Annotated in this window: 19 protein-coding genes; 10 read left to right on the top strand and 9 right to left on the bottom strand. The window is 66.0% G+C overall.

The window, feature by feature from the left end; genetic code table 11:
- Positions 1-19: 19 nt before the first annotated feature.
- Complete coding sequence (gene glnK, locus AC0ZJQ_RS02005; protein WP_003096476.1) at positions 20-358, bottom strand: P-II family nitrogen regulator; 339 nt, start codon at positions 356-358, stop codon at positions 20-22.
- Between the two features lie 384 nt (positions 359-742).
- Here glnK and AC0ZJQ_RS02000 point away from each other — a divergent pair, with 384 nt between their 5' ends.
- The 3 genes from AC0ZJQ_RS02000 to AC0ZJQ_RS01990 all read left to right on the top strand — a co-directional run bounded on the left by AC0ZJQ_RS02000 (position 743) and on the right by AC0ZJQ_RS01990 (position 4626).
- Positions 743-1003: an accessory factor UbiK family protein gene (locus AC0ZJQ_RS02000; protein ID WP_008568387.1), complete on the top strand. Its 261-nt coding sequence runs from the start codon at positions 743-745 to the stop codon at positions 1001-1003.
- 35 nt (positions 1004-1038) lie between these two features.
- Entirely contained in the window at positions 1039-2535 is a 1497-nt protein-coding gene (locus tag AC0ZJQ_RS01995) for a YifB family Mg chelatase-like AAA ATPase (protein ID WP_165594814.1), read from the top strand.
- A gap of 117 nt (positions 2536-2652) precedes the next feature.
- Positions 2653-4626: a BCCT family transporter gene (locus AC0ZJQ_RS01990; RefSeq protein WP_476477271.1), complete on the top strand. Its 1974-nt coding sequence runs from the start codon at positions 2653-2655 to the stop codon at positions 4624-4626.
- 19 nt (positions 4627-4645) lie between these two features.
- Here AC0ZJQ_RS01990 and AC0ZJQ_RS01985 read toward each other — a convergent pair whose 3' ends face one another.
- Positions 4646-6298 carry a putative bifunctional diguanylate cyclase/phosphodiesterase gene (locus AC0ZJQ_RS01985; RefSeq protein WP_476477270.1) on the bottom strand — a complete coding sequence of 551 codons (1653 nt, stop codon included), beginning with the start codon at positions 6296-6298 and terminating at the stop codon, positions 4646-4648.
- Between the two features lie 205 nt (positions 6299-6503).
- Here AC0ZJQ_RS01985 and rep point away from each other — a divergent pair, with 205 nt between their 5' ends.
- On the top strand, positions 6504-8513 hold the full coding sequence (gene rep, locus AC0ZJQ_RS01980; protein WP_008568391.1) for a DNA helicase Rep: 2010 nt from the start codon (positions 6504-6506) through the stop codon (positions 8511-8513).
- 175 nt (positions 8514-8688) lie between these two features.
- Positions 8689-9306: a PAQR family membrane homeostasis protein TrhA gene (trhA, locus tag AC0ZJQ_RS01975; protein WP_476477269.1), complete on the top strand. Its 618-nt coding sequence runs from the start codon at positions 8689-8691 to the stop codon at positions 9304-9306.
- A 39-nt stretch (positions 9307-9345) separates the two neighbouring features.
- On the opposite strand, the gene AC0ZJQ_RS01970 is transcribed toward trhA, so the two are convergent.
- Positions 9346-10512, bottom strand: coding sequence for an iron-containing alcohol dehydrogenase (locus AC0ZJQ_RS01970; protein WP_165594818.1), 1167 nt, complete (start codon positions 10510-10512; stop codon positions 9346-9348).
- A gap of 101 nt (positions 10513-10613) precedes the next feature.
- Positions 10614-11624, bottom strand: a complete 1011-nt coding sequence (gene gap / locus AC0ZJQ_RS01965) for a type I glyceraldehyde-3-phosphate dehydrogenase (RefSeq protein WP_102829037.1) — start codon at positions 11622-11624, stop codon at positions 10614-10616.
- Between the two features lie 196 nt (positions 11625-11820).
- On the opposite strand from gap, the gene AC0ZJQ_RS01960 reads away from it, so the two are divergent.
- Complete coding sequence (locus AC0ZJQ_RS01960; protein WP_213662504.1) at positions 11821-12393, top strand: xanthine phosphoribosyltransferase; 573 nt, start codon at positions 11821-11823, stop codon at positions 12391-12393.
- Between the two features lie 63 nt (positions 12394-12456).
- Here AC0ZJQ_RS01960 and AC0ZJQ_RS01955 read toward each other — a convergent pair whose 3' ends face one another.
- The 5 genes from AC0ZJQ_RS01955 to dadA form a co-directional block, all read right to left on the bottom strand.
- Positions 12457-12882 carry a c-type cytochrome gene (locus AC0ZJQ_RS01955; protein WP_301619663.1) on the bottom strand — a complete coding sequence of 142 codons (426 nt, stop codon included), beginning with the start codon at positions 12880-12882 and terminating at the stop codon, positions 12457-12459.
- A gap of 130 nt (positions 12883-13012) precedes the next feature.
- On the bottom strand, positions 13013-13561 hold the full coding sequence (locus AC0ZJQ_RS01950) for a cupin domain-containing protein (RefSeq protein WP_008568399.1): 549 nt from the start codon (positions 13559-13561) through the stop codon (positions 13013-13015).
- Positions 13562-13659: 98 nt separating this feature from the next.
- On the bottom strand, positions 13660-14031 hold the full coding sequence (locus tag AC0ZJQ_RS01945) for a RidA family protein (protein WP_043297873.1): 372 nt from the start codon (positions 14029-14031) through the stop codon (positions 13660-13662).
- 55 nt (positions 14032-14086) lie between these two features.
- Positions 14087-15181 carry a YkvI family membrane protein gene (locus AC0ZJQ_RS01940; RefSeq protein WP_213662502.1) on the bottom strand — a complete coding sequence of 365 codons (1095 nt, stop codon included), beginning with the start codon at positions 15179-15181 and terminating at the stop codon, positions 14087-14089.
- Between the two features lie 185 nt (positions 15182-15366).
- Entirely contained in the window at positions 15367-16665 is a 1299-nt protein-coding gene (gene dadA / locus AC0ZJQ_RS01935) for a D-amino acid dehydrogenase (RefSeq protein WP_476477268.1), read from the bottom strand.
- Positions 16666-16813: 148 nt separating this feature from the next.
- Between dadA and AC0ZJQ_RS01930 the strand changes: the two genes are divergently transcribed.
- The 4 genes from AC0ZJQ_RS01930 to AC0ZJQ_RS01915 all read left to right on the top strand — a co-directional run bounded on the left by AC0ZJQ_RS01930 (position 16814) and on the right by AC0ZJQ_RS01915 (position 21218).
- Entirely contained in the window at positions 16814-17302 is a 489-nt protein-coding gene (locus AC0ZJQ_RS01930) for an Lrp/AsnC ligand binding domain-containing protein (RefSeq protein WP_008568403.1), read from the top strand.
- Positions 17303-17434: 132 nt separating this feature from the next.
- Complete coding sequence (locus AC0ZJQ_RS01925) at positions 17435-18739, top strand: NAD(P)/FAD-dependent oxidoreductase (protein ID WP_008568404.1); 1305 nt, start codon at positions 17435-17437, stop codon at positions 18737-18739.
- 46 nt (positions 18740-18785) lie between these two features.
- Positions 18786-20327, top strand: a complete 1542-nt coding sequence (locus AC0ZJQ_RS01920; RefSeq protein WP_476477267.1) for a phospholipase D family protein — start codon at positions 18786-18788, stop codon at positions 20325-20327.
- A 153-nt stretch (positions 20328-20480) separates the two neighbouring features.
- Positions 20481-21218 (top strand): hypothetical protein, encoded by a 738-nt coding sequence (locus tag AC0ZJQ_RS01915; RefSeq protein WP_165594823.1) that lies wholly within the window; start codon positions 20481-20483, stop codon positions 21216-21218.
- Position 21219: the final 1 nt, after the last annotated feature.

The raw sequence follows: 21219 nt of genomic DNA, 5'->3' as shown, positions 1-21219 counted from the left end.
GGGGTTCGTTGGGGGTGCGTTAGATCGCGTCGGTATCGGTTTCGCCGGTACGGATGCGAATGGCCTGTTCCAGGTTGACGACGAAGATCTTGCCGTCGCCGATCTTGCCGGTGTTGGCCGCCTTGGTGATGGCCTCGATTACGCGATCGAGCTGATCGTCGGCGATGGCCACGTCGATCTTCACCTTCGGCAGGAAGTCGACGACGTATTCGGCACCGCGATACAGCTCGGTGTGCCCCTTCTGACGACCGAAGCCCTTGACCTCGGTGACGGTGATGCCCTGGACGCCGATTTCGGACAGCGACTCGCGCACGTCGTCCAGCTTGAACGGCTTGATGATGGCAGTGACTAGTTTCATGAAACTTCTCCCGTTTAGGTGGACTTGCCCCAGAAGTACGAACCCGCAGCAAGTCTAAGCTGGTGTCCGGCTCTTGTAACGCCCGGACTGCTTGCCAGGCGCAGGTCCGACTGCGTGCCCGTCCGTTGTGCGATCCAACCGGGCGCCGCACTGGTGCATGCGTCGAGAGGGTCAAAGCAGAATCGATGCCAGTTTGCCGAAACGCCCGCCCGGCAAGGCGCCAGGCGCTAAGGGCAAGCGCCAGCGAGGAAAAGCCAGCGCAGCGATGCACCACAATGGCGCACGCGAGCCTGTATATCTGCGCAAATCCTGTGCAACCACGGGCACGGTCTGCACAAAAAAGCGCGTGCTACACTGCCGGCCGTTCAAATGCAGGTACCTGTCATGCTGCCACCCAAAGCCTTCCTCGATGCCCTCGGTTCCCAGGCGTCACGCCTGTTCAACGGCGACACCCCGCTGCCGCGCCCCGAGTTCGAAGCCCAGCTCAAAGCCGTGGTGCAGGGCGCGCTGAACAAGCTCGACGTGGTCAGCCGCGACGAATTCGACAGCCAGATGGTGGTACTCGCCCGCACCCGCGCGCGCCTGGAGGCGCTGGAAGCCAAGGTCGCCGAACTGGAAGAAAAGCTCACGCCGCCCGTGTCCTGATCGACCGGGCCGCGACACGATCAAGGAGTGATCGAATGTCCCTGGCCATCGTCCACAGCCGCGCACAGAGCGGCGTTGAAGCGCCACCGGTGACCGTCGAGGCGCATCTGGCCAACGGCCTGCCCTCGCTGGCGCTGGTCGGCCTACCGGAAACCGCGGTGAAGGAAAGCAAGGATCGCGTGCGCAGCGCCATCCTCACCTCCGGTTTCGACTTCCCCGCCCGCCGCATCACCCTCAACCTCGCCCCCGCCGACCTGCCCAAGGACGGCGGCCGCTTCGACCTGGCCATCGCCCTGGGCATCCTAGCGGCCAGCGGTCAGCTGCCAGCCGAGCGCCTGGACGGGCTCGAATGCCTGGGCGAGCTGGCGCTTTCCGGGGCGCTGCGGCCGGTGCAGGGCGTGCTGCCCGCCGCGCTTGCCGCTCGCGCCGCCGGCCGCGCGCTGCTGGTGCCGCGGGCCAATGCCGAGGAAGCCAGCCTGGCGTCCGGCCTGACCGTGTATGCCGCCGAGCACCTGCTGGAAGTCGCCGCGCATTTCAGCGGCACCACGCCGCTGACGCCCTATGTCGCCGAAGGCCTGCTGCGCCAGGTGCTGCCCTACCCCGACCTGGCCGACGTGCAAGGCCAGCTCGCCGCCAAGCGCGGCCTGCTGGTCGCCGCGGCGGGTGCGCACAACCTGTTGTTCTCCGGCCCGCCCGGCACTGGCAAGACACTGCTGGCCAGCCGTCTGCCCGGCCTGCTGCCGCCGCTGGACGAGCAGGAAGCGCTGGAAGTCGCGGCGATCCAGTCGGTAGCCAGCCACGGCCCTCTGGCGCACTGGCCGCAGCGGCCGTTTCGCCAGCCGCACCACAGCGCGTCAGGTCCGGCGCTGGTCGGTGGGGGCAGCCGGCCGCAGCCGGGCGAGATCACCCTGGCGCACCAGGGCGTGCTGTTTCTCGACGAGCTGCCGGAGTTCGATCGCAAGGTGCTGGAGGTGCTGCGCGAGCCGCTGGAATCGGGGCAGATCGTCATTGCCCGGGCACGCGACAAGGTGCGCTTCCCAGCGCGCTTCCAGCTGGTGGCGGCGATGAACCCCTGCCCTTGCGGCTATCTCGGCGATCCCGGCGGACGCTGCCGCTGCACCCCGGAGCAGATCCAGCGCTACCGCGGCAAACTCTCCGGCCCGCTGCTCGATCGCATCGACCTGCACCTGACGGTCGCGCGCGAAACCACCTCGCTGAATGCACCCGCGCAGCATGGCCAGAGCAGCGCGGAAGTGGCCGCTCAGGTGGCGGCCGCACGCCAGCTGCAGCTGCGTCGTCAGGGCTGCGCCAATGCCTTTCTCGACCTCGCCGGCCTGCGCCAGCACTGTCGGCTGGACGGCGTCGACCAGCAATGGCTGGAGCACGCCTGCGAACGCCTCGGCCTGTCGCTGCGCGCCGCGCACCGCCTGCTCAAGGTAGCGCGCACGCTGGCCGACCTGGACGCGACGGCGGAAATCTCCCGTCAGCACCTCGCCGAAGCGCTGCAATACCGCCCCGCCGCCCAGGCCTGACACGCTGCGCGGCGCTGGCAAGCGCGCCGTAGACACCAGGGCCGTTTCGTTGTCTATGTTAGATTGGTGCGCTTTCGCCACAGGCGGCCACTCCCCAGACCCACGAAGGAGCGCAGCATGGAGGCAAGAAAGTCTTCCGCTACAACCATCAATCCGCCGGTCTTCTACAGCTCGGCATTCATCATCCTGGCGCTGGTGATCTACAGCGTCGCCCTGCCGCAACACGCGCAGTCGCTGTTCAGCACGACCCAGGCGTGGATCGTCGCCCACCTCAGCTGGCTGTACATCCTTGCCGTCGCACTGATCCTGCTGATGGTGGTGCTGCTGGCGCTCAGCCGCTACGGCGACATCAAGCTCGGCCCCGACCATAGCGAGCCTGACTATTCGCGTACCACCTGGTTCGCCATGCTGTTTTCCGCCGGCATGGGCATCGGCCTGATGTTCTTCGGCGTTGCCGAGCCGGTGATGCACTTCCTCTCGCCACCGATCGGCGAAGGCGGCAGCGTGCTCGCCGCGCGCGAGGCGATGAAGATCACGTTCTTCCACTGGGGCCTGCATGCCTGGTCGATCTACGCCATCGTGGCGATGATTCTGGCCTACTTCGCCTATCGCCACGGCCTGCCGCTGGCGCTGCGCTCGGCGCTGTATCCGCTGATCGGCGAGCGTATCCACGGGCCCATCGGGCATGCGGTGGATACCTTCGCGATCATCAGCACCGTGCTTGGCGTGGCTACCTCGCTGGGCCTGGGCGTCACCCAGATCAACACCGGCCTGAACCACCTCTACGGCCTGCCGATCTCGCTGCCGGTGCAGATCGGCCTTATCCTGGCGACGAGCGCCTTGGCCACGCTCTCGGTGGTCAGCGGGCTGGACAAGGGCGTACGCCGGCTGTCCGAGCTGAACCTGTCGCTGGCGGTGCTGCTGATGGTGCTGGTGATGATCGTCGGGCCGACGGTGTTCATCCTGCAGACGTTCGTGCAGAACACCGGCAGCTACCTGGCGGACATCGTCAACAAGACCTTCAACCTGTACGCCTACGAGCCGAACGACTGGATCGGCGGCTGGACGCTGTTCTACTGGGGCTGGTGGCTGGCCTGGTCACCCTTCGTCGGCCTGTTCATCGCGCGCATCTCGCGCGGGCGGACGATCCGCGAGTTCGTGGCCGGCGTGCTGCTGGTGCCAACCGCCTTCACCCTGCTGTGGATGACAGTGTTCGGCGACACGGCGATTCACATGATCCTCTGGGAAAACGTCAGCAGCCTCGGCGAAGCCATCGAGCGCGACAGCTCGCTGGCGCTGTTCGCCTTCCTCGAGCACTTTCCCTTCTCCGCGCTGCTGTCGCTGCTGGCGATCGTCATGGTGGTGGTGTTCTTCGTCACCTCGGCGGATTCCGGCGCCATGGTGGTCGACATGCTGGCCTCCGGTGGCAATGACAACACCCCGGCGCGCCAGCGCATCTTCTGGGCCATGCTGATGGCCGGCGTGGCCATTGCGCTGCTGCTGGCCGACGGCCTCACCGCGCTGCAGACGGCCACCATCGCCAGCGCCCTACCCTTCACCCTCGCGCTGCTCTGCTCGATGTGGGGCCTGCTCAAGGCGCTGCGTATCGATGCGACCAAGCAGGGCCTGCGCTACCAGGCGATCACCACCTCGCCAGCCACGCCGCGCGCCTACAGCGACTGGCAGCGCCGCCTGCGCAATCTGACGATGTTTCCGCGGCGCCGCCATGTGGTGCGCTTCATTGCCGAAGTGGTGCGTCCGGCCTGTGAGGCGGTTGCCGAGGAAATTCGCAAGCAGGGCTACGGCGCCACGGTCAGCGAGGGCGAGGACCAGCGCATCCGCATCGAAATCGTCCACGAGGGCGAGCCCGACTTCCTCTACGAGGTGCGGCCACGCGCCTACGTGATGCCCAGCTTCGTGCCGCGCAGCGAGGACGACGAGCCCGGCGAGCGCAAGTACTTCCGCGCCGAGGTGCACCTCAAGGAAGGCGGCCAGGACTACGACGTGATGGGCTGGAGCCGCGAGGGCGTGATCGGCGACATCCTCGACCAGTACGAGAAACACATGCACTTCCTGCACATGGTGCGCTGACGCAAGGCGTCGGGTTGGCTCAGTGCGCCAGCCCGGCGCGGCGCTCGCCGCGCATGAAGACCGCCAGCTCGGCCAGCGGCAGCGGCCGGCTGACCAGATAGCCCTGGATCTGGTGCGCACCGAAGCGCTTGAGCTGCTCCAGCTGCGCGGCGGTTTCCACCCCTTCGGCGACGATTTCCAGCTGCAGGTCGCGGGCGAGGTTGACCATCGCATGCACCAGCCGACGGTTGCCCTCCATGCCGGCGACAAAGCTCTTGTCGATCTTCAACAGCGCGATCGGCAGGCTGGACAGGTGCACGAACGACGAGAAGCCGGTGCCGAAATCGTCCAGGGAAAACCGCACGCCGAGCTTGCGCAAGGTTTCCATGGTGCGCCGGACCTGCTCGCTGCGGCGCATCACCGCCGTTTCGGTCAGCTCGAATTCCAGCCAGTGCGGATCGATGCCGCATTCCTCGATCAGCCGGCTGAGCGTCGCCAGCAGCTGGCTGTCCTGGAACTGGCGGAACGACAGGTTGATCGCCATGTGCAGCGCATCGCCACCCTGCGCACGCAACGCCTGCAGGTCATGCAGGGCGCGGGCGATGACCCAGTAGCCAAGCGGCACGATCAGCCCGCTCTCCTCGGCCAGCGGAATGAACGCTTCGGGCGTCAGCAGGCCGCGCTCCGGGTGTGCCCAGCGCACCAGCGCCTCCAGCCCGAGAATCCGCCCGCTGCTCAGGCACAGGCGCGGCTGGTAGTGCAGCTCCAGCTCGCCACGACGCAGGGCCTTGCGCAGCTCGCTCTCCAGCTCGGCGAGGCTGCGCGCGCCGCGACTGGCCTGCTCGTCGTACAGTTGCCAGGTGCACCCCTGGCGGGACTTGGCCTGGCGCATGGCGCTCTGCGCATGCCACATCAGCGGGTCGGCGCCAATGCCCGGACGCGCCGACGCCAGCCCCAGGCTGCAGCCGAGCATCAGGCTCTCGCCGTCGACCCAGTAGGGTTCGGCGAGCGCTTCGACCAGACGATCGGCCATCTCGGCGGCGCGGCGTGGCCGTTCGCGCACGTCCAGCAGCAGGGCGAACTCGTCGCCGCCCAGCCGTCCCAGGGCATCACCCTCCTCCAGCTGCGCCTGCAGGCGCGCGACGATCTGCAGCATCAGCCGATCCCCGGCCTGGTGGCCGAGCGAATCGTTGACGTGGCGAAAGTCGTCCAGATCCAGATAGCCGAGCACCAGCCCGCGCCCCTGGTGCTCGGCCAGCGCCGCCATCAGCAGGGCCTGGAAGCCCTGGCGATTGACCACGCCGGTGTACGGGTCGTATTCGCTCAGGTGCTGCAGCGAGCCCTGCAGCCGGCAGCGCTCGCGCGCATAGCGCAGGCAGCGGCGCAGCACGTCAGCACTGAACTGGTCGCGCACCAGCCAGTCGAGCACGCCTTCCGGCGCTTCGGCCGGCTCGGCGTCGAGCAGCAGGATCACCGGCCAGGGGCATTCGTGCGCGGGCGGCCGACAGGCTGGCGTCGTCAGCAGCAGGCCGCGGGCGCTATCGTCCAGCGTAGCCCGTGCCGTCGCCCAGTCCGGGGCAACCAGCAGCGCCGGCGCATCCGCCAGCTGCTCCAGGCAGCCACGCAGCTGTGTCGCCCACTCGGGGCGCTCGGCCAGCAGCAACAATGACAGGGGTGCGATGGGCGCGGACAAGCAGCCTCCCGGGGCGTGGTGAGATGGACGCAGGAAACGTCCGCTGTCGAAGCAGCCTGCGCGAGCGGGCTGGCTCGACAAGATAAAGGAATAATCCCATTTACCAAGGCCCGCCAGCCGATTGGGCGCCGACCGGTCGTCAGCGAACCGCTTCCCGGCGCTAGCCTGTTAAACTCGCGCCCCGCCTTCCACAACCCGAACGTCCATGTCCCGACTCAATCCCCGGCAGCAGGAAGCCGTGAACTACGTCGGCGGCCCCATGCTGGTGCTCGCCGGCGCCGGCTCCGGCAAGACCAGCGTGATCACCCGCAAGATCGCCTACCTGATCCAGCAATGCGGTATCCGCGCGCAGTACATCGTCGCCGTGACCTTCACCAACAAGGCCGCCCGCGAGATGAAGGAGCGCGTCAGCAGCCTGCTGCGCGGCGGCGAAGGCAAGGGTCTGACGGTATCGACCTTCCACAACCTGGGCCTGAACATCATCCGCAAGGAATATGTCCATCTGGGGTACAAGCCGGGCTTTTCGATCTTCGACGAGGGCGACATCAAGGCGCTGCTGAGCGACATCATGCAGAAGGAATACGCCGGCGATGACGGCGTGGACGAGATCAAGAACTACATCGGCAGCTGGAAGAACGACCTGGTCACCCCCGAGGAAGCGCTGGCCAGTGCGCGCAATCCCAAGGAGCAGACCGCCGCCGTCGTCTACACCCACTATCAGCGCACGCTCAAGGCGTACAACGCGGTGGACTTCGACGACCTGATCATGCAACCGGTGAAGCTGTTCCAGGACCACCCCGAGGTGCTGGAGAAGTGGCGCAACAAGGTGCGCTACATGCTGGTCGACGAATACCAGGACACCAACGCCAGCCAGTACCTGCTGGTCAAACTGCTGGTGCAGCAGCGCGCGCACTTCACCGTGGTCGGCGACGACGACCAGTCGATCTACGCCTGGCGCGGCGCGCGGCCGGAAAACCTGATGCAGCTGAAGGAAGACTTTCCCTCGCTGAAGGTGGTGATGCTGGAACAGAACTACCGCTCCACCAGCCGCATCCTCAAATGCGCCAACGTGCTGATCTCCAACAACCCGCACGCCTTCGAGAAGCAGCTGTGGTCGGAAATGGGCCATGGCGACCCGATCCGCGTGATTCGCTGCCGCAACGAAGAAGCCGAGGCCGAGCGCGTGGCGATGGAAATCCTCACGCTGCATCTGCGCACTCAGCGGCCCTACAGCGATTTCGCCATCCTCTACCGCGGCAACTACCAGGCCAAGCTGATCGAGCTGAAGCTGCAGCACCACCAGATACCCTATCGGCTGTCCGGCGGCACCAGCTTTTTCAGCCGCCAGGAGGTGAAGGACCTGATGAGCTACTTCCGCCTGCTGGTCAACCCGGACGACGACAACGCCTTCCTGCGGGTGATCAACGTGCCGCGCCGCGAGATCGGTTCGACCACTTTGGAAAAGCTCGGCAACTACGCCACTGCGCGCAAGATTTCCATGTACGCCGCCTGCGACGAAATCGGCCTCGGCGAGCTGATGGACAGCCGTTTCACCGACCGCCTGGCGCGCTTCAAGCGCTACATGGACAACCTGCGCCAGCAGTGCGCGCAGAACGACCCCATCGCCGCCCTGCGCAGCATGGTCATGGACATCGACTACGAGACCTGGGTACGCAGCCAGACCTCCAGCGACAAGGCCGCGGACTTCCGCATGGGCAACGTCTGGTTCCTCATCGACGCGCTGAAGAACACTCTGGAGCGCGACGAGGAAGGCGAGATGACCATCGAGGAGGCGATCGCCAAGCTGGTGCTGCGCGACATGCTCGAACGCCAGCAGGAAGAGGAAGAAGGCGCCGAGGGCGTGCAGATGATGACCCTGCATGCTTCCAAGGGCCTGGAATTCCCCTACGTGTTCATTCTCGGCATGGAAGAGGAAATCCTCCCGCACCGCTCCAGCATCGAAGCCGACACCATCGAGGAAGAACGCCGCCTGGCCTACGTCGGCATCACCCGTGCGCGGCAGAACCTGGCGATGACCTTCGCCGCCAAGCGCAAGCAGTATGGCGAAATCATCGAATGCATGCCCAGTCGCTTCCTCGACGAACTGCCGCCCGAAGACCTGGAATGGGAAGGCCAGGAAGACGCGCCGGTGGAAGTGAAGGCCGCGCGTGGCAACGACGCACTGGCAGCGATGCGGGCGATGCTCAAGCGCTGACGACAGGCGGCGCGGGGTCGGCGCAGCCCCGGGTCGACGGAGCAACGAAGCCCTCGCGCGGGCACAACGCGGCGCCGCGACCACCTTCATTTCGCTGATCGTTCATCGATTTGACTGTATCCGGTCATGCGGACGCGGCATGCTGGGCCTGTCGCATCTGTGCGGAGAGCCCCCGATGTACCACGGCGAACGCTTCAACGCCTGGACGCACCTGGTCGGTGCCTTACTCGCCTGCCTGGGCGCCATCTGGCTGCAGGTGCTGGCCGCGCTCGGCGGATCGCTCGCCGAGATGGTCAGCGTGGCGATCTACGGCATAAGCCTGGTGCTGCTCTACAGCATCTCCACCCTCTACCACAGCCTGCGCGGACGGGCGAAGGTGATCATGCGCAAGCTCGATCACCTGTCGATCTACCTGCTGATCGCCGGCAGCTATACGCCGTTCTGCCTGGTGACACTGGCCGGGCTCTGGGGCTGGACGCTGTTCGGCGTGGTCTGGAGCCTGGCGCTAATCGGCATGCTGCAGGAGATCAAGCCACGCTCGGAAGCACGGATTCTCTCGCTGGTGATCTACGCGGTGATGGGCTGGATCGTGCTGGTGGCGGTCAAGCCGCTGCTCGCCGCGCTTGGCAGCGCGGGCTTCGCCTGGCTGCTGGCCGGCGGCATCTGCTACACGGTGGGCATCGTGTTCTTCGTCTTCGACGAACGTTTCCGCCACTGGCACGGCATCTGGCACCTGTTCGTCATGGGCGGCAGCCTGCTGCACTTCATCGCGGTGCTGTTCTACGTGCTGTGAACGGCGCCGGCGGCCGCGATTGCCGCGCGGCGCCGGCGCTCATGCCTGGTTCCAGACCGTCTCGTACAGCTCGACGATCTCCGCCTGCGTCGGCACGCGCGGGTTGTTGCCCGGCGAACCGGACGCCAGCGCCTGCTGCGCCATCGTCTCGCGCAATTCGAAGAAGCGCTCGCGGGCGATGCCGTACTGGCCGGGGCTCGGCACCTGCAGTTCGCGGTTCAATGCCTGCAACTCGACGAGCAGCCGCTGATTGGCGGTCTCGACGCTGTCGGTCTGTGCCGCAACGCCCATCGCGCGGGCGCAGTCGGCGTAGCGCTCGGGCGCGGCGGGAATCGAGAAGGCGGTGACCGCCGGCAGCAGCATGGCGTTGGACAGCCCGTGCGGCACGTGGAAGAACGCACCGATTGGCCGGCTCATGCCGTGCACCAGCGCCACCGAGGCATTGGAGAAGGCGATACCGGCCAGTGTCGCGCCAAGCATCATCGCCTCGCGCGCGGCACGGTTGCCCGAATCGTGGAAGGCAGTGCGCAGGTTGGGCGCCAGCAGGCGCATGGCCTGCAGCGCCTGGGCATCGCTGTAGCCGCTGGCCTTGCGACTGACATACGCCTCGATGGCATGGGTCAGCGCGTCCAGGCCGGTATCGGCGGTGACCCGCGGCGGCAGCGAAAGGGTCAATTCGTAGTCGATCAGCGCGGCGACCGGCATGAAACCGAGGCCGGCGCAGAGCATTTTCTCGTCGCTAGTCTCATCAGTGATGATGGTGAAGCGCGTCGCTTCCGAGCCGGTGCCGGCGGTGGTGGGGATGGCGATCAGCGGCAGGCCGGGCTCGCACACATCACGCGGGAAACGATAGTCGCGCATCTCGCCGCCGTAGCGGCCGAGGATGCCGATGGCCTTGGCCGAGTCGATCGGGCTGCCGCCGCCGAGGGCGACGATGGAATCGAAGTCACCGTCGCGGACCATTTGCACGCCGGCACGGATCGACGCCGCGGTGGGCTCCGGCAGCGTGTCGGCGAAGCGCTGGCTGGCGATTCCCGCCGCCTGCAGCTGTTCTTCGAGGCGATCGACATAGCCCAGTTCGACCATCATGCGGTCGGTGACGATCAGCGGACGACTGCAGCCCAGGCTGCGCAGCACGACGGCGAGCTGCTGGCTGGCGCCGGCGCCGATTTCCATCAGGCGCGGCAGGACGATGCGATGACTCATGGACTCTCTCCGGCAGTTAATGGCGCTGGGGGTCCAGCGAGTATAGACAGCACCCCCAGCCGCCCGGCGCGATGCCGCGACCGGACGGCGAGCACACCCGCTCAGGCAACCGGTTGCGGGTTCCAGTGCAACAGCACGTCGAGCATGCGGTTGGAGAAGCCCCACTCGTTGTCGTACCAGGCCAGTACCTTGACCAGCTCGCCCTGCACGCGGGTGTGGCTGAGGTCGGCCACGCAGGACGCCGGATAGCCGTTGAAGTCGCAAGACACCAGCGCCTCCTCGGTGCATTCCATGACACCCGCCGGCAGCCGCTGCGCACCCTCGCGCAGGATGCGGTTGATGGCCTCGACGCCCTGCGGCGCACGCTCGGCGACGAAGGTCAGGTCCACCAGCGAGACGTTCGGCGTCGGCACCCGCACCGACAGCCCGTCCAGCCGCCCGGCCAGTTCCGGCAGTACCAGGCCGATGGCCTTGGCCGCGCCGGTGGTCGACGGAATCATCGACAGCGCCGCGGCGCGCGCGCGGTAGAGGTCCTTGTGGGCCTTGTCCAGCAGGTTCTGGTCGTTGGTGTAGGAGTGCACGGTGTTCAGCAGTCCCTGGCGAATACCCACTGCCTCGTGCAGCACCTTGGCCAGCGGCGCTAGGCAGTTGGTGGTGCAGGACGCGTTGGAGATCACCTGCTGGTCGCCCAGCAGCTGGTGGTTGACGCCATAGACAACGGTCAGGTCGGCGCCATCCAGCGGATGCGAGGCGAACACTCGGCGCGCACCGGCCTGCAGGTGCTGCTCGACAAGGGCGCGCTGCTTGAACTTGCCGGTGCATTCGAGCACCACGTCGACGCCCAGCTCGCCCCACGGCAGCCGGCTCGCCTCGCGCTCGGCGAGCAGGCGGATGCTCTGGCCGCCGACGACCATCGCCTCGCCCTGCAGCTCCACCGGCTGCGGAAAGCGACCGAACGTCGAGTCGAAGCGCGTCAGGTGCACCAGCGTGCCGTGCTCGCTGAGATCGTTGATGGCGACGATCTGCACCTGCTCCTGCAGGCCACGCTCGAACAAGGCCCGCACGACCGCGCGACCGATTCGTCCATACCCGTTGATAGCAATACGCAACATGCGTGATTCCCCGCTGGTTGAAATGGCCTTCCAGCTTAGGCGGCTTATCCTTACAGGTGTTCAGTCATTTAGGCGCATGTCGGATTTTTGCACTGCCCGCCAGGATTGCGCGAAAATGCGCGGCTTTCCAGGCTGCGCCGCCCCGCTCGGGAACCCGGCCAGGCCTGCCCGAAGCCCCTTTCGAGGTAGCACGTACGTGGAACTACTGAAACAGAAAATCCGCAGCGAAGGCATCGTTCTGTCCGAGCGCGTGCTCAAGGTCGACGCCTTTCTCAATCACCAGATCGATCCGCGACTGATGCAGCAGATCGGCCAGGAATTCGCCCGCCGCTTTCGCGATGCCGGCGTCACCAAGATCGTCACCCTCGAGGCGTCCGGCATCGCGCCGGCGGTGATGACCGGGCTGGAACTGGGCGTGCCGGTGATCTTCGCGCGCAAGCACCAGTCGCTGACGATGACCGACAACCTGCTGACTGCCTCGGTGTACTCCTTCACCAAGCAGGTGGAGAGCACCATCGCCATCGCCGCCAACCACCTGTCGCCGACCGACCGGGTGCTGGTGATCGATGATTTCCTGGCCAACGGCAAGGCCGCCAAGGGCCTGCTGTCGATCATCGCGCAGGCTGGCGCGACGGTCGTCGGCCTGGGGATCGTCATCGAGAAGTCGTTCCAGAGCGGTCGACGCGAGCTGGAAGAAACCGGCCTGCGCATCGAGTCGCTGGCGCGCATCGCCTCGCTGGAGAACGGCCAGGTGCAGTTCGTCGAGTGACGTGCAGATACGACAAAGCCGCCCGTAGGCGGCTTTGTCGGTGCAGCGGTCAGCGTCTGTCGATCAGAGACCGGACATGTGCTTGATGGCGCCCTTGAGCTCGTCGTCCGAGCAGTCGCCACAGGTGCCTTTCGGCGGCATGGCGTTGAGGCCACTGATGGCGCTCTTGAGCAGACCATCAAGCCCGCCCTTGGCGTCGGCACGTGCGCTCCAGGCCGCGGAGTCACCGCTCTTCGGCGCGTTGAGCAGGCCGGAGCCGTGGCAAGCGGTGCAGAACTTGCCGTAGATTTCTTCGCCGCTGCGTGCCGCACTACCGGCCGCCGCCGCAGCGCCGCCACCGGCCGCCGCACACTCTTGGCCTTGTACGCATACTTCGCCCACCGGCTTCAGACGCTCGGCGATAGCTTCGTCAGTCGCAGCCTGAGCGCTCATTGCCCACAGGGCCACTACGGCAGTCTGTGCTACCAGGATCTTCTTAATCAGGTTCACCTTTCACCCTCATTGTGGCTAGACACGCCCGCGGCCACGGTTCGCGAGCGGGCGGTAGTATAGCGGCAAGCCCCGTAAGCCGAAACAATTGCCATCGCCAGCGACTCTTTGTCGCATTGCGCGGCGTCGCTCAGAAGTTTGCCGGCGTTGTTGCGCTGATCAGCCGAGCCGGCGCGTCGAACGGATTGCGAAAACGATGGGGTTTGCTGCTCTCGAAGTAGTAGCTGTCGCCGGTTTCAAGCACATAGGTCTGCCCGTTGACCGTCAGTTCCAACCGGCCCTCGACCAGCATGCCGGTCTCCTCACCCTGGTGGGCGAGCATGTCCAGGCCGGTGTCCGCACCGGGTGGATAGGTCTCGTCGAGAAAGGCGATGGCCCTGCTCGGATGCGCCTTGCCCACCAGCTTCATGCTCACCGCACCGTCGGAGATGTCGATCAGCTCGCTCGCCTTATAGACCACCTGGGTGTCGCTGTCCTGCTCGAAATCCGGCGAGAAGAACTCCACCAGCGACATCGGAATGCCGCCGAGAACCTTTTTCAACGAACTGATCGAGGGGCTGACGCTGTTCTTCTCGATCATGGAAATGGTGCTGTTGGTGACGCCCGCACGCTTGGCGAGTTCACGCTGAGACAGCCCCTTGAGCTTGCGGATGGTTTGCAGCCGAACGCCGACGTCCAATACGAGCTCTCCTATCAAGAGCGAAACGACAGGCTGTCATGATGGCAACGGCGTTCGGAATTTACAACACGCTGGCGCGCTATCCAATGCACCTGCTGTCAGAGGTTCGGCCCGGACAGGTCCGGCAGCGCGGCCACCACGGTGATTTCCACCCGCACCTGCGGCGAATACATCAGCGCCTGCACCGTGGTACGCGCCGGTGCGGAACCTTTGGGCAGCCACTCATCCCAGACTTCGTTCATGCCGTCGTAGTCGGCCATGTCGCGCAGATGAATCAGCGCCGAAAGCAGGCGCGAGCGGTCGCTGCCGGCCTCGGCCAGCATGCGGTCGATGCTCAGCAGGGTTTCGCGGGTCTGCTGGCGAATGTCGCCCGACAGATCGTCGGCCAGTTGCCCGGACAGGTAGACCGTGCCGCGGTGGATGACTGCCTCGCTGTAGCGGGCGGTAGTGTGCAGACGCTGGATGGGCATTAAATTCTCCTCGAACGAGTGGCGCCGGCCTGCAGTGGGCCGGCGCCGGGCAGTGTCAGGATAGCGGGCTTAGCTCGCGTTTTTGCACTTCGAGGTTCGCGCGGGAGCGGCCGCGCACCCAGCTGAAGACGATGGCGAGGATCAGCGCAAAGCCGACGTAGCCGAGCAGCGGGTACACGGTGCCGACCAGCTTGCTGAAACCGCCCAGGCTCAGCGCCAGGCCGATGCACACCGAAATCGCGCTGAAGCCCTTGAAACGTGCCGACTCGGGCTTGGCGAAACGTGCGCTGAAGGCGAAGAACATGCCGACAGCGGTGCTATAGACCATGCAGATCAGCGCTACCGACATGACCACCGAGAGCAGCGGGGAAATCCGCGATGCCAGCGCCAGGGTCGGCATCTCGAAGCCCTGCAGCTGGTTGATGTTGGCGAACAGACCGACGTTCAGCAGCAGGATCAGCACACCCAGGCCGAGCCCGCCGAGCACGCCACCCAGCCCTGCAGCCTTGGATTGCTTGGTCATCCCGCCGATCACCGCCAGCATCGGGAAACCTACGGCGATGTTGAACGAGGCGTAGAGCAGCGCGCCGACGAACCAGTTGGAGCTGACCGTCTCGTTGTTCTCGCGGGCAATCGCATCGAGGGTCTCGACCGGTGCGTTGTAGTTGAAGATCGAGTAGGTGGTGATGATCAGCACCATCGCCAGCAGGAACGGCATCACCGCGCTGATCAGATCGATGATGCGCTTGACGTTCAGGCACAGCGTGGCGATCACCAGCACGGTCATCAGCACACCGCCGAACAGCGGATGCATGCCGTACTGCTGGGCGAAGATCGATCCGCAGCCGGCCAGCATGACCACGCCGACGCCATAGAGGAAGAATGACAGCACCACGTCGACGGCCAGGCCGACACGCGCGCCGAACAGGCTGTAGAGGACTTCTTTGTGCGAGTTGGCCTGCATCTTCGAACTCATGCGGGCGATCTGCATGCCGAGGAAGGCGAACAGCAGGCCACTGACCAGCGTACCGGCGACGCCGACCAGCCCGTAGCCGGTGAAGAATTGGAGGACTTCCTGGCCGGAGGCGAAGCCGCCACCGATGACCACGGACATATAAGCCAGCGCAATCTGGATCGACTGTTTGTTCATTACATTCATCTCGTTCTTAGATTTGTAGGTACGAGGAACGACTGCAGATGTCAGCTCATTCCGGTAAAACGCTGTCCCAGGCGGGGAACAGATGAGCGGCTCCGGCTCGCTGATAGATCCATGTCACTCGACCGGGCGTCCGCATGGCGGACACCCGGTCGACGGTTATTGCAAAGGGTTGAGGGTCAGTGGGCGGAAGCCGGCCGACCGTGGCCAGATACCTCGCTGCGGCTGCTATAGCGGGAAATATCCAGACCCTGCGCGCTGATCTGCGGACGCTTCTTCGCGATCAGATCGGCAAGCAGGCTACCGGACCCACAGGCCATGGTCCAACCGAGGGTGCCGTGGCCAGTGTTGAGGAACAGGTTGCGATAGCGCGTCGCACCGATGATCGGCGTGCCGTCCGGGGTCGCCGGGCGCAGGCCGGTCCAGAACTCGGCGCGGCTCAGGTCGCCGCCCTGCGGATAGAGGTCGGCGGTGATCATCTCCAGCGTCTCGCGACGACGCGGGTTGAGCGACAGATCGAAGCCGGCGATCTCGGCCATGCCGCCGACGCGGATACGGTCGTCGAAGCGGGTGATGGCGACCTTGTAGGTCTCGTCGAGAATGGTCGAGGTCGGCGCCATCGCTGCATCGGTGATCGGCACGGTCAGCGAATAGCCCTTGAGCGGGTAGATCGGCGCGCGGATACCGAGCGGCTTGAGCAACTGCGGCGAGTAGCTGCCCAGCGCCAGCACGTAATGGTCGGCACGCTCCAGTTGGCCATCGATCCAGACGCCGGCGATGCGTTCGCCATCGCTTTCCAGGCGCTCGATGTTCTGCCCGAAGCGAAACTCCACGCCCAGCTCGCGGGCCATCTCGGCCAAGCGCGAGGTGAGCAGATAGCAGTCGCCGGTCTGGTCATTGGGCAGACGCAGAGCGCCGGCAAGCTTGTCGGAAACCTTGGCCAGCGCCGGTTCGACGCGCGCGATGCCAGCACGGTCGAGCAATTCGTAAGGAACGCCGGCCTGTTCGAGCACGGCGATGTCCTTGGCGGCGGCGTCGACCTGCGCCTGGGTGCGGAACAGCTGGGTGGTGCCGAGCTGACGACCCTCATAGGCGATGCCGGTCTCGGCACGCAGCTCGTCGAGGCAATCGCGGCTGTATTCGGCCAGCCGCACCATGCGTTCCTTGTTCACTGCGTAGCGCGCAGCAGTACAGTTACGCAGCATCTGCGCCATCCACAGGTACTGGTCGAGGCTGCCGGTGAGCTTGATGGCCAGCGGCGCATGGCGCTGCAGCAGCCACTTCATGGCCTTGAGCGGAATGCCCGGAGCGGCCCACGGCGAGGCGTAGCCAGGCGAGACCTGGCCGGCGTTAGCGAAGCTGGTTTCCAGAGCGACGCCGTCCTGGCGATCGACCACTACCACCTCGAACCCGGCACGGGCCAGGTAGTACGCGCTGGCGGTGCCGACCACACCGCTGCCCAGGATCAGAACTCGCATGACTGTCGCCCTCCATCCGGCACGCCCGGATGTTTCCGTTGTTGTTGGGCGGAGTGTAGGACGGCTGACTCAGTGGTATTCACTGTTTATCATGCGATTCTTGACGAAAATTCTCGCCAATATGGCTTTTACTAGAGGGGCATCCCCCATGAATAATCCCAACAAGGCCCGTCGGGAATTGGACCGGATCGACCGTTCCATCCTGCGTATCCTGCAGCAGGAGGGACGGATTTCGTTCACCGAACTGGGCGAGCGGGTCAACCTCTCGACCACCCCGTGCACCGAACGGGTGCGCCGTCTGGAACGCGACGGCGTGATCCTCGGTTACCACGCACGGCTCAATCCGCAGCTGCTGCGCGCCAACCTGCTGGTGTTCGTCGAGATCAGCCTGGACTACAAGTCCGGCGACACCTTCGAGGAGTTCCGCCGCGCCGTGCTGCGGCTGCCGCACGTGCTGGAGTGCCATCTGGTGTCGGGCGACTTCGACTATCTGGTCAAGGCGCGCATTTCGGAGATGGCCTCCTACCGCAAGCTGCTCGGCGACATCCTGCTGAAACTACCGCACGTGCGCGAATCCAAGAGTTACATCGTCATGGAAGAAGTGAAGGAATCGCTCGAGCTGCCGGTGCCGGACTAGAGCGCCGCGTACCCGTTCCGCTCCAGCGAGCCCGCCGCGGCCGCTGGCCGAACGGCGCCGGGCGTGCTTTGCTCGCTGCAGTGCCGAACCGTGACCTCCCCCTGAACCCCGCAGAGAATCCATTCCGAACCGATGACTCAGAACACCACTCGCCAAGACGCTCACGCACCCTCCTACTACGCCGCCAGCGCGAACCGTGCGCTGCGCTTCGCCGCGCTCGCCGGTGAGGCCCGCGCCGACGTCTGCATCGTCGGCGGCGGCTTTACCGGGCTGAATACCGCCATCGAACTCGCCGAGCGAGGACTGTCGGTCATCCTCCTCGAAGCCCGGCGTATCGGCTGGGGGGCCAGCGGTCGCAACGGCGGCCAGCTGATCCGCGGTGTCGGCCACGATGTCGAGCAGTTCCGGCCGATCCTCGGCGAAGAGGGCGTCGACGAGCTCAAGCGCATGGGCTTCGAAGCCGTCGACATCGTCCGCCAGCGCATCGAGCGGCACGCCATCGATTGCGACCTGACCTGGGGCTATTGCGACCTGGCGACCAAACCACGGCATCTGGAAGGCTTCGAGCAGGACTACGCCGACCTGCTGCGTCTGGGCTATGCGCATCCGCTGCAGCGCATCTCGCGCGCCAACCTGCCGACGGTGATCGGCTCGCAGCGCTACATCGGCGGGCTGGTCGACATGGGCTCCGGGCACCTGCATCCACTCAACCTGGCGCTCGGTGAGGCGGCCGTGGCGCAGACCCTGGGCGTGCGCCTGCACGAAGACTCCGCCGTCGAACGCATCGAGTACGGCACGCAGGTCGCGGTCCACACCGCCCACGGCGTGGTGCGCGCCAACCAGCTGGTGCTGGCCTGCAATGCCTACCTCGACGGCCTGCAACCCAAGCTGACGGGCAAGGTGTTACCGGCCGGCAGCTACATCATCGCCACCGAACGTTTGCCGACGGCGCTGTGCCAGGAACTGCTGCCGCAGAACATGGCGGTCTGCGATCAGCGCGTGGCGCTCGACTATTTCCGCCTCTCGGCCGACGGGCGACTGCTGTTCGGCGGTGCCTGCCATTATTCCGGGCGCGATCCCAAAGACATCGTCGCCTACATGCAGCCGAAGATGCTCGCGGTGTTTCCGCAACTGGTTGGCATCGGCATCGAGTACCAGTGGGGCGGCATGATCGGCATCGGCGCCAACCGCCTGCCGCAGATCGGCCGGCTGCCGGAGCAGCCGAACGTCTACTACGCCCAGGCCTACTCCGGCCACGGTCTGAACGCCACTCATCTGGCCGGCCGGCTGCTCGCCGAAGCCATCGCCGAGCGCGAGAGCCGCGGCTTCGATCTGTTCGCCCGCGTGCCGCACCCGACCTTCCCCGGCGGTCCGGCATTGCGCTCGCCGCTGCTGGCGCTGGGCATGCTCTGGTATCGGTTGAAGGATCGCTTCTGACGCCGCGGCGTCTAAGCTGCACGTGACCGGACCGGAAGGGAACACCGTGCGAGCGCTCCTGCTGCTGATCCTACTGCTGTCGCTTGCCGGCTGTGCCAGCCAGCCTGCGCCGACGCCCTCCCACGCCATCGCGCCGGCGGACTCCTCGCTCGGCCGGCAGGTACAGCGGCTGGCGGCCGCGCAGCCGGAAGGTCATTCCGGCCTGCGCCTGCTGCCCGAAAGCAGCGAGGCCTTCGCCGCCCGCGCCGAGTTGTTCCGTGCCGCGCGGCGCAGCCTCGATATCCAGTACTACATCGTGCATGACGGCCTCTCCACGCGCCTGCTGGTCGACGAGCTGCTGCGCGCCGCCGACCGTGGCGTGCGCGTCCGGCTGCTGCTCGACGACACCACCAGCGACGGCCAGGACTACCGCATCGCCACGCTGGCAGCGCATTCGAACGTGCAGATCCGCGTGTTCAACCCGCTGCGCGCCGGCCGCAGCAACCCGGTCACGCGCACGCTCGGGCGACTGCTGCATCTGCCGCAGCAGCACCGGCGCATGCACAACAAGCTGCTGCTGGTCGACAGCAGCCTGGCGATCGTCGGCGGACGCAATCTGGGCGACGAATATTTCGATGCCGATCGCAGCCTGAACTTTACCGACATCGACCTGATCGCCGCCGGTCCGGTGGCGCGGCAGCTCGCCGACAGCTTCGACCAGTACTGGAATCACCAGCTGAGCGTGCCGATCCAGCACTTCTTCTGGCGACCGCCGGCACAGCGCAAGCTGAGCGAGGCACGCGAACAGCTCCAGCAATATCTGCAACAGGCGCGCCGCGACGATGGCCCGCTGTACCGCCGACTGATCCGCTACCAGCGCGAGCCGCAGCTGCAGCGCTGGCTGGACGAGCTGATCTGGGCGCCCGCCGCGGCGCTCTGGGACGATCCCGACAAACTCCTGGCCGATGGCCCGCCCACGCGACTGCTGACCACCCAGCTGGCGCCGGCGCTGACCGCGGTGCAGGACGAGCTGATGCTGGTGTCGGCGTACTTCGTACCCACCGACAGCGGCGTCGACTACCTGGTCGAACGTCGCCGCGACGGCGTGACCATCCGCATCCTCACCAATTCGCTGGAGGCCACCGACGTGCCGGCCGTGCATGGCGGTTATGCGCCGTACCGCCAGCGCATGCTGGAACAGGGCGTGCAGCTGTTCGAACTGCGCCGCCAGCCCGACCAGAAGTCCTCCTACAGCTTCTTCGGCGAGTCGGAATCCAGCCTGCACAGCAAGGCAGCGGTGTTCGACCGGCAGCGGGTGTTCATCGGCTCGCTCAACTTCGACCCGCGCTCGGTGCTGTGGAACAGCGAGGTCGGCATCCTCGCGCAGAGCCCGGCGCTGGCCGGCGAGGTGCACCGGCTAACGCTCGAGGGCATGGCGCCGGCAACCAGCTACGAGGTGAAACTGGCCCGGCGCGGTGATACCCGGCAGCTGGTATGGATCGCCGAGGAGCAGGGTCAGCGCATCATCCTCGAACGCGAACCGGGCGGATTCTGGCGCCGCCTGAACGCCTGGCTGGCGGACGTCGTTGGCCTCGAACGGATGCTCTGAGCGCAGCCCAAGCGGCGCGGCCGACCATCCGGCACCTGCAGCGGCGAATCACACTTTGGGGTGATACCACTTGGCCACTGGTCCGCTAGGCTCTGGAAGCCAACTGCAACAAGCAGGCATCCGCTTCGATAAAAACAACAAAGGAGCACAACAATGCGCCATCGCACATGGATATGGCTGCTCGTCCTGGTCGTCGCCTGGCTGCCCGGCCAGTCCCACAGCCAGACGCTGTCCGCGCTGGAAAAACTGCAGATCCACGCCAGTCGCGCCACCAGCAGCCTGCTGCTGTATCGCGGCGAAGGCTTCCAGAAAGCCCACCTGGCGCGGATGGAAGCCGACATCCTGGCACTCAACGAGGCCCTGCAGGGTGTCGCGAATCCCACCAGCGCGCTACGCGACAGCCACCGCCAGTTACAGGCCAGACTGCGTGAAGGGGCCGGTTTCGGTCGTGGCGAAGACGACATGCCCTGGGGCTGGCCGCTGGAAATGAGCAAGGCACTGCGCGAGTTCCTCACCGCCGTGCGCGGCCAGCAGGGCGTCGAGGCTCACGCCGAGCTGCCGGCAAAAGTCGAATACCTCGCCGTGCAATACCTCAGCCGCGCCTACATCGGCAGTTTCGAGACGGCCCGTGAGCAGCCCGACACCTACCTCGGTCAGGACGAACGGCAGCTGGTGCCGGCCATCGACGCGCAACTGGCACAGCTCAGCGAGCGCGGCGACCCGGCGCTAGCCCAGGTCAAGACGCGCTGGAGCTTTCTCAAGGTGGCGCTGCAGGACATGAACAGCGGCAGCAACAACTTCTCCACCGCCTCGGGCCGGCCGTTCGCGCCGATCATGGTCGACCGCCACACCCGCAGCCTGAGCGATCAGTGGATGGCGCTGGCGCCCTGAG

The sequence above is a fragment of the Stutzerimonas sp. 21-1 genome, assembly GCF_056336065.1.
The sequence above is the reverse complement of the archived record's forward strand: the minus strand, read 5'-3'. Positions and strand labels throughout refer to the sequence as shown.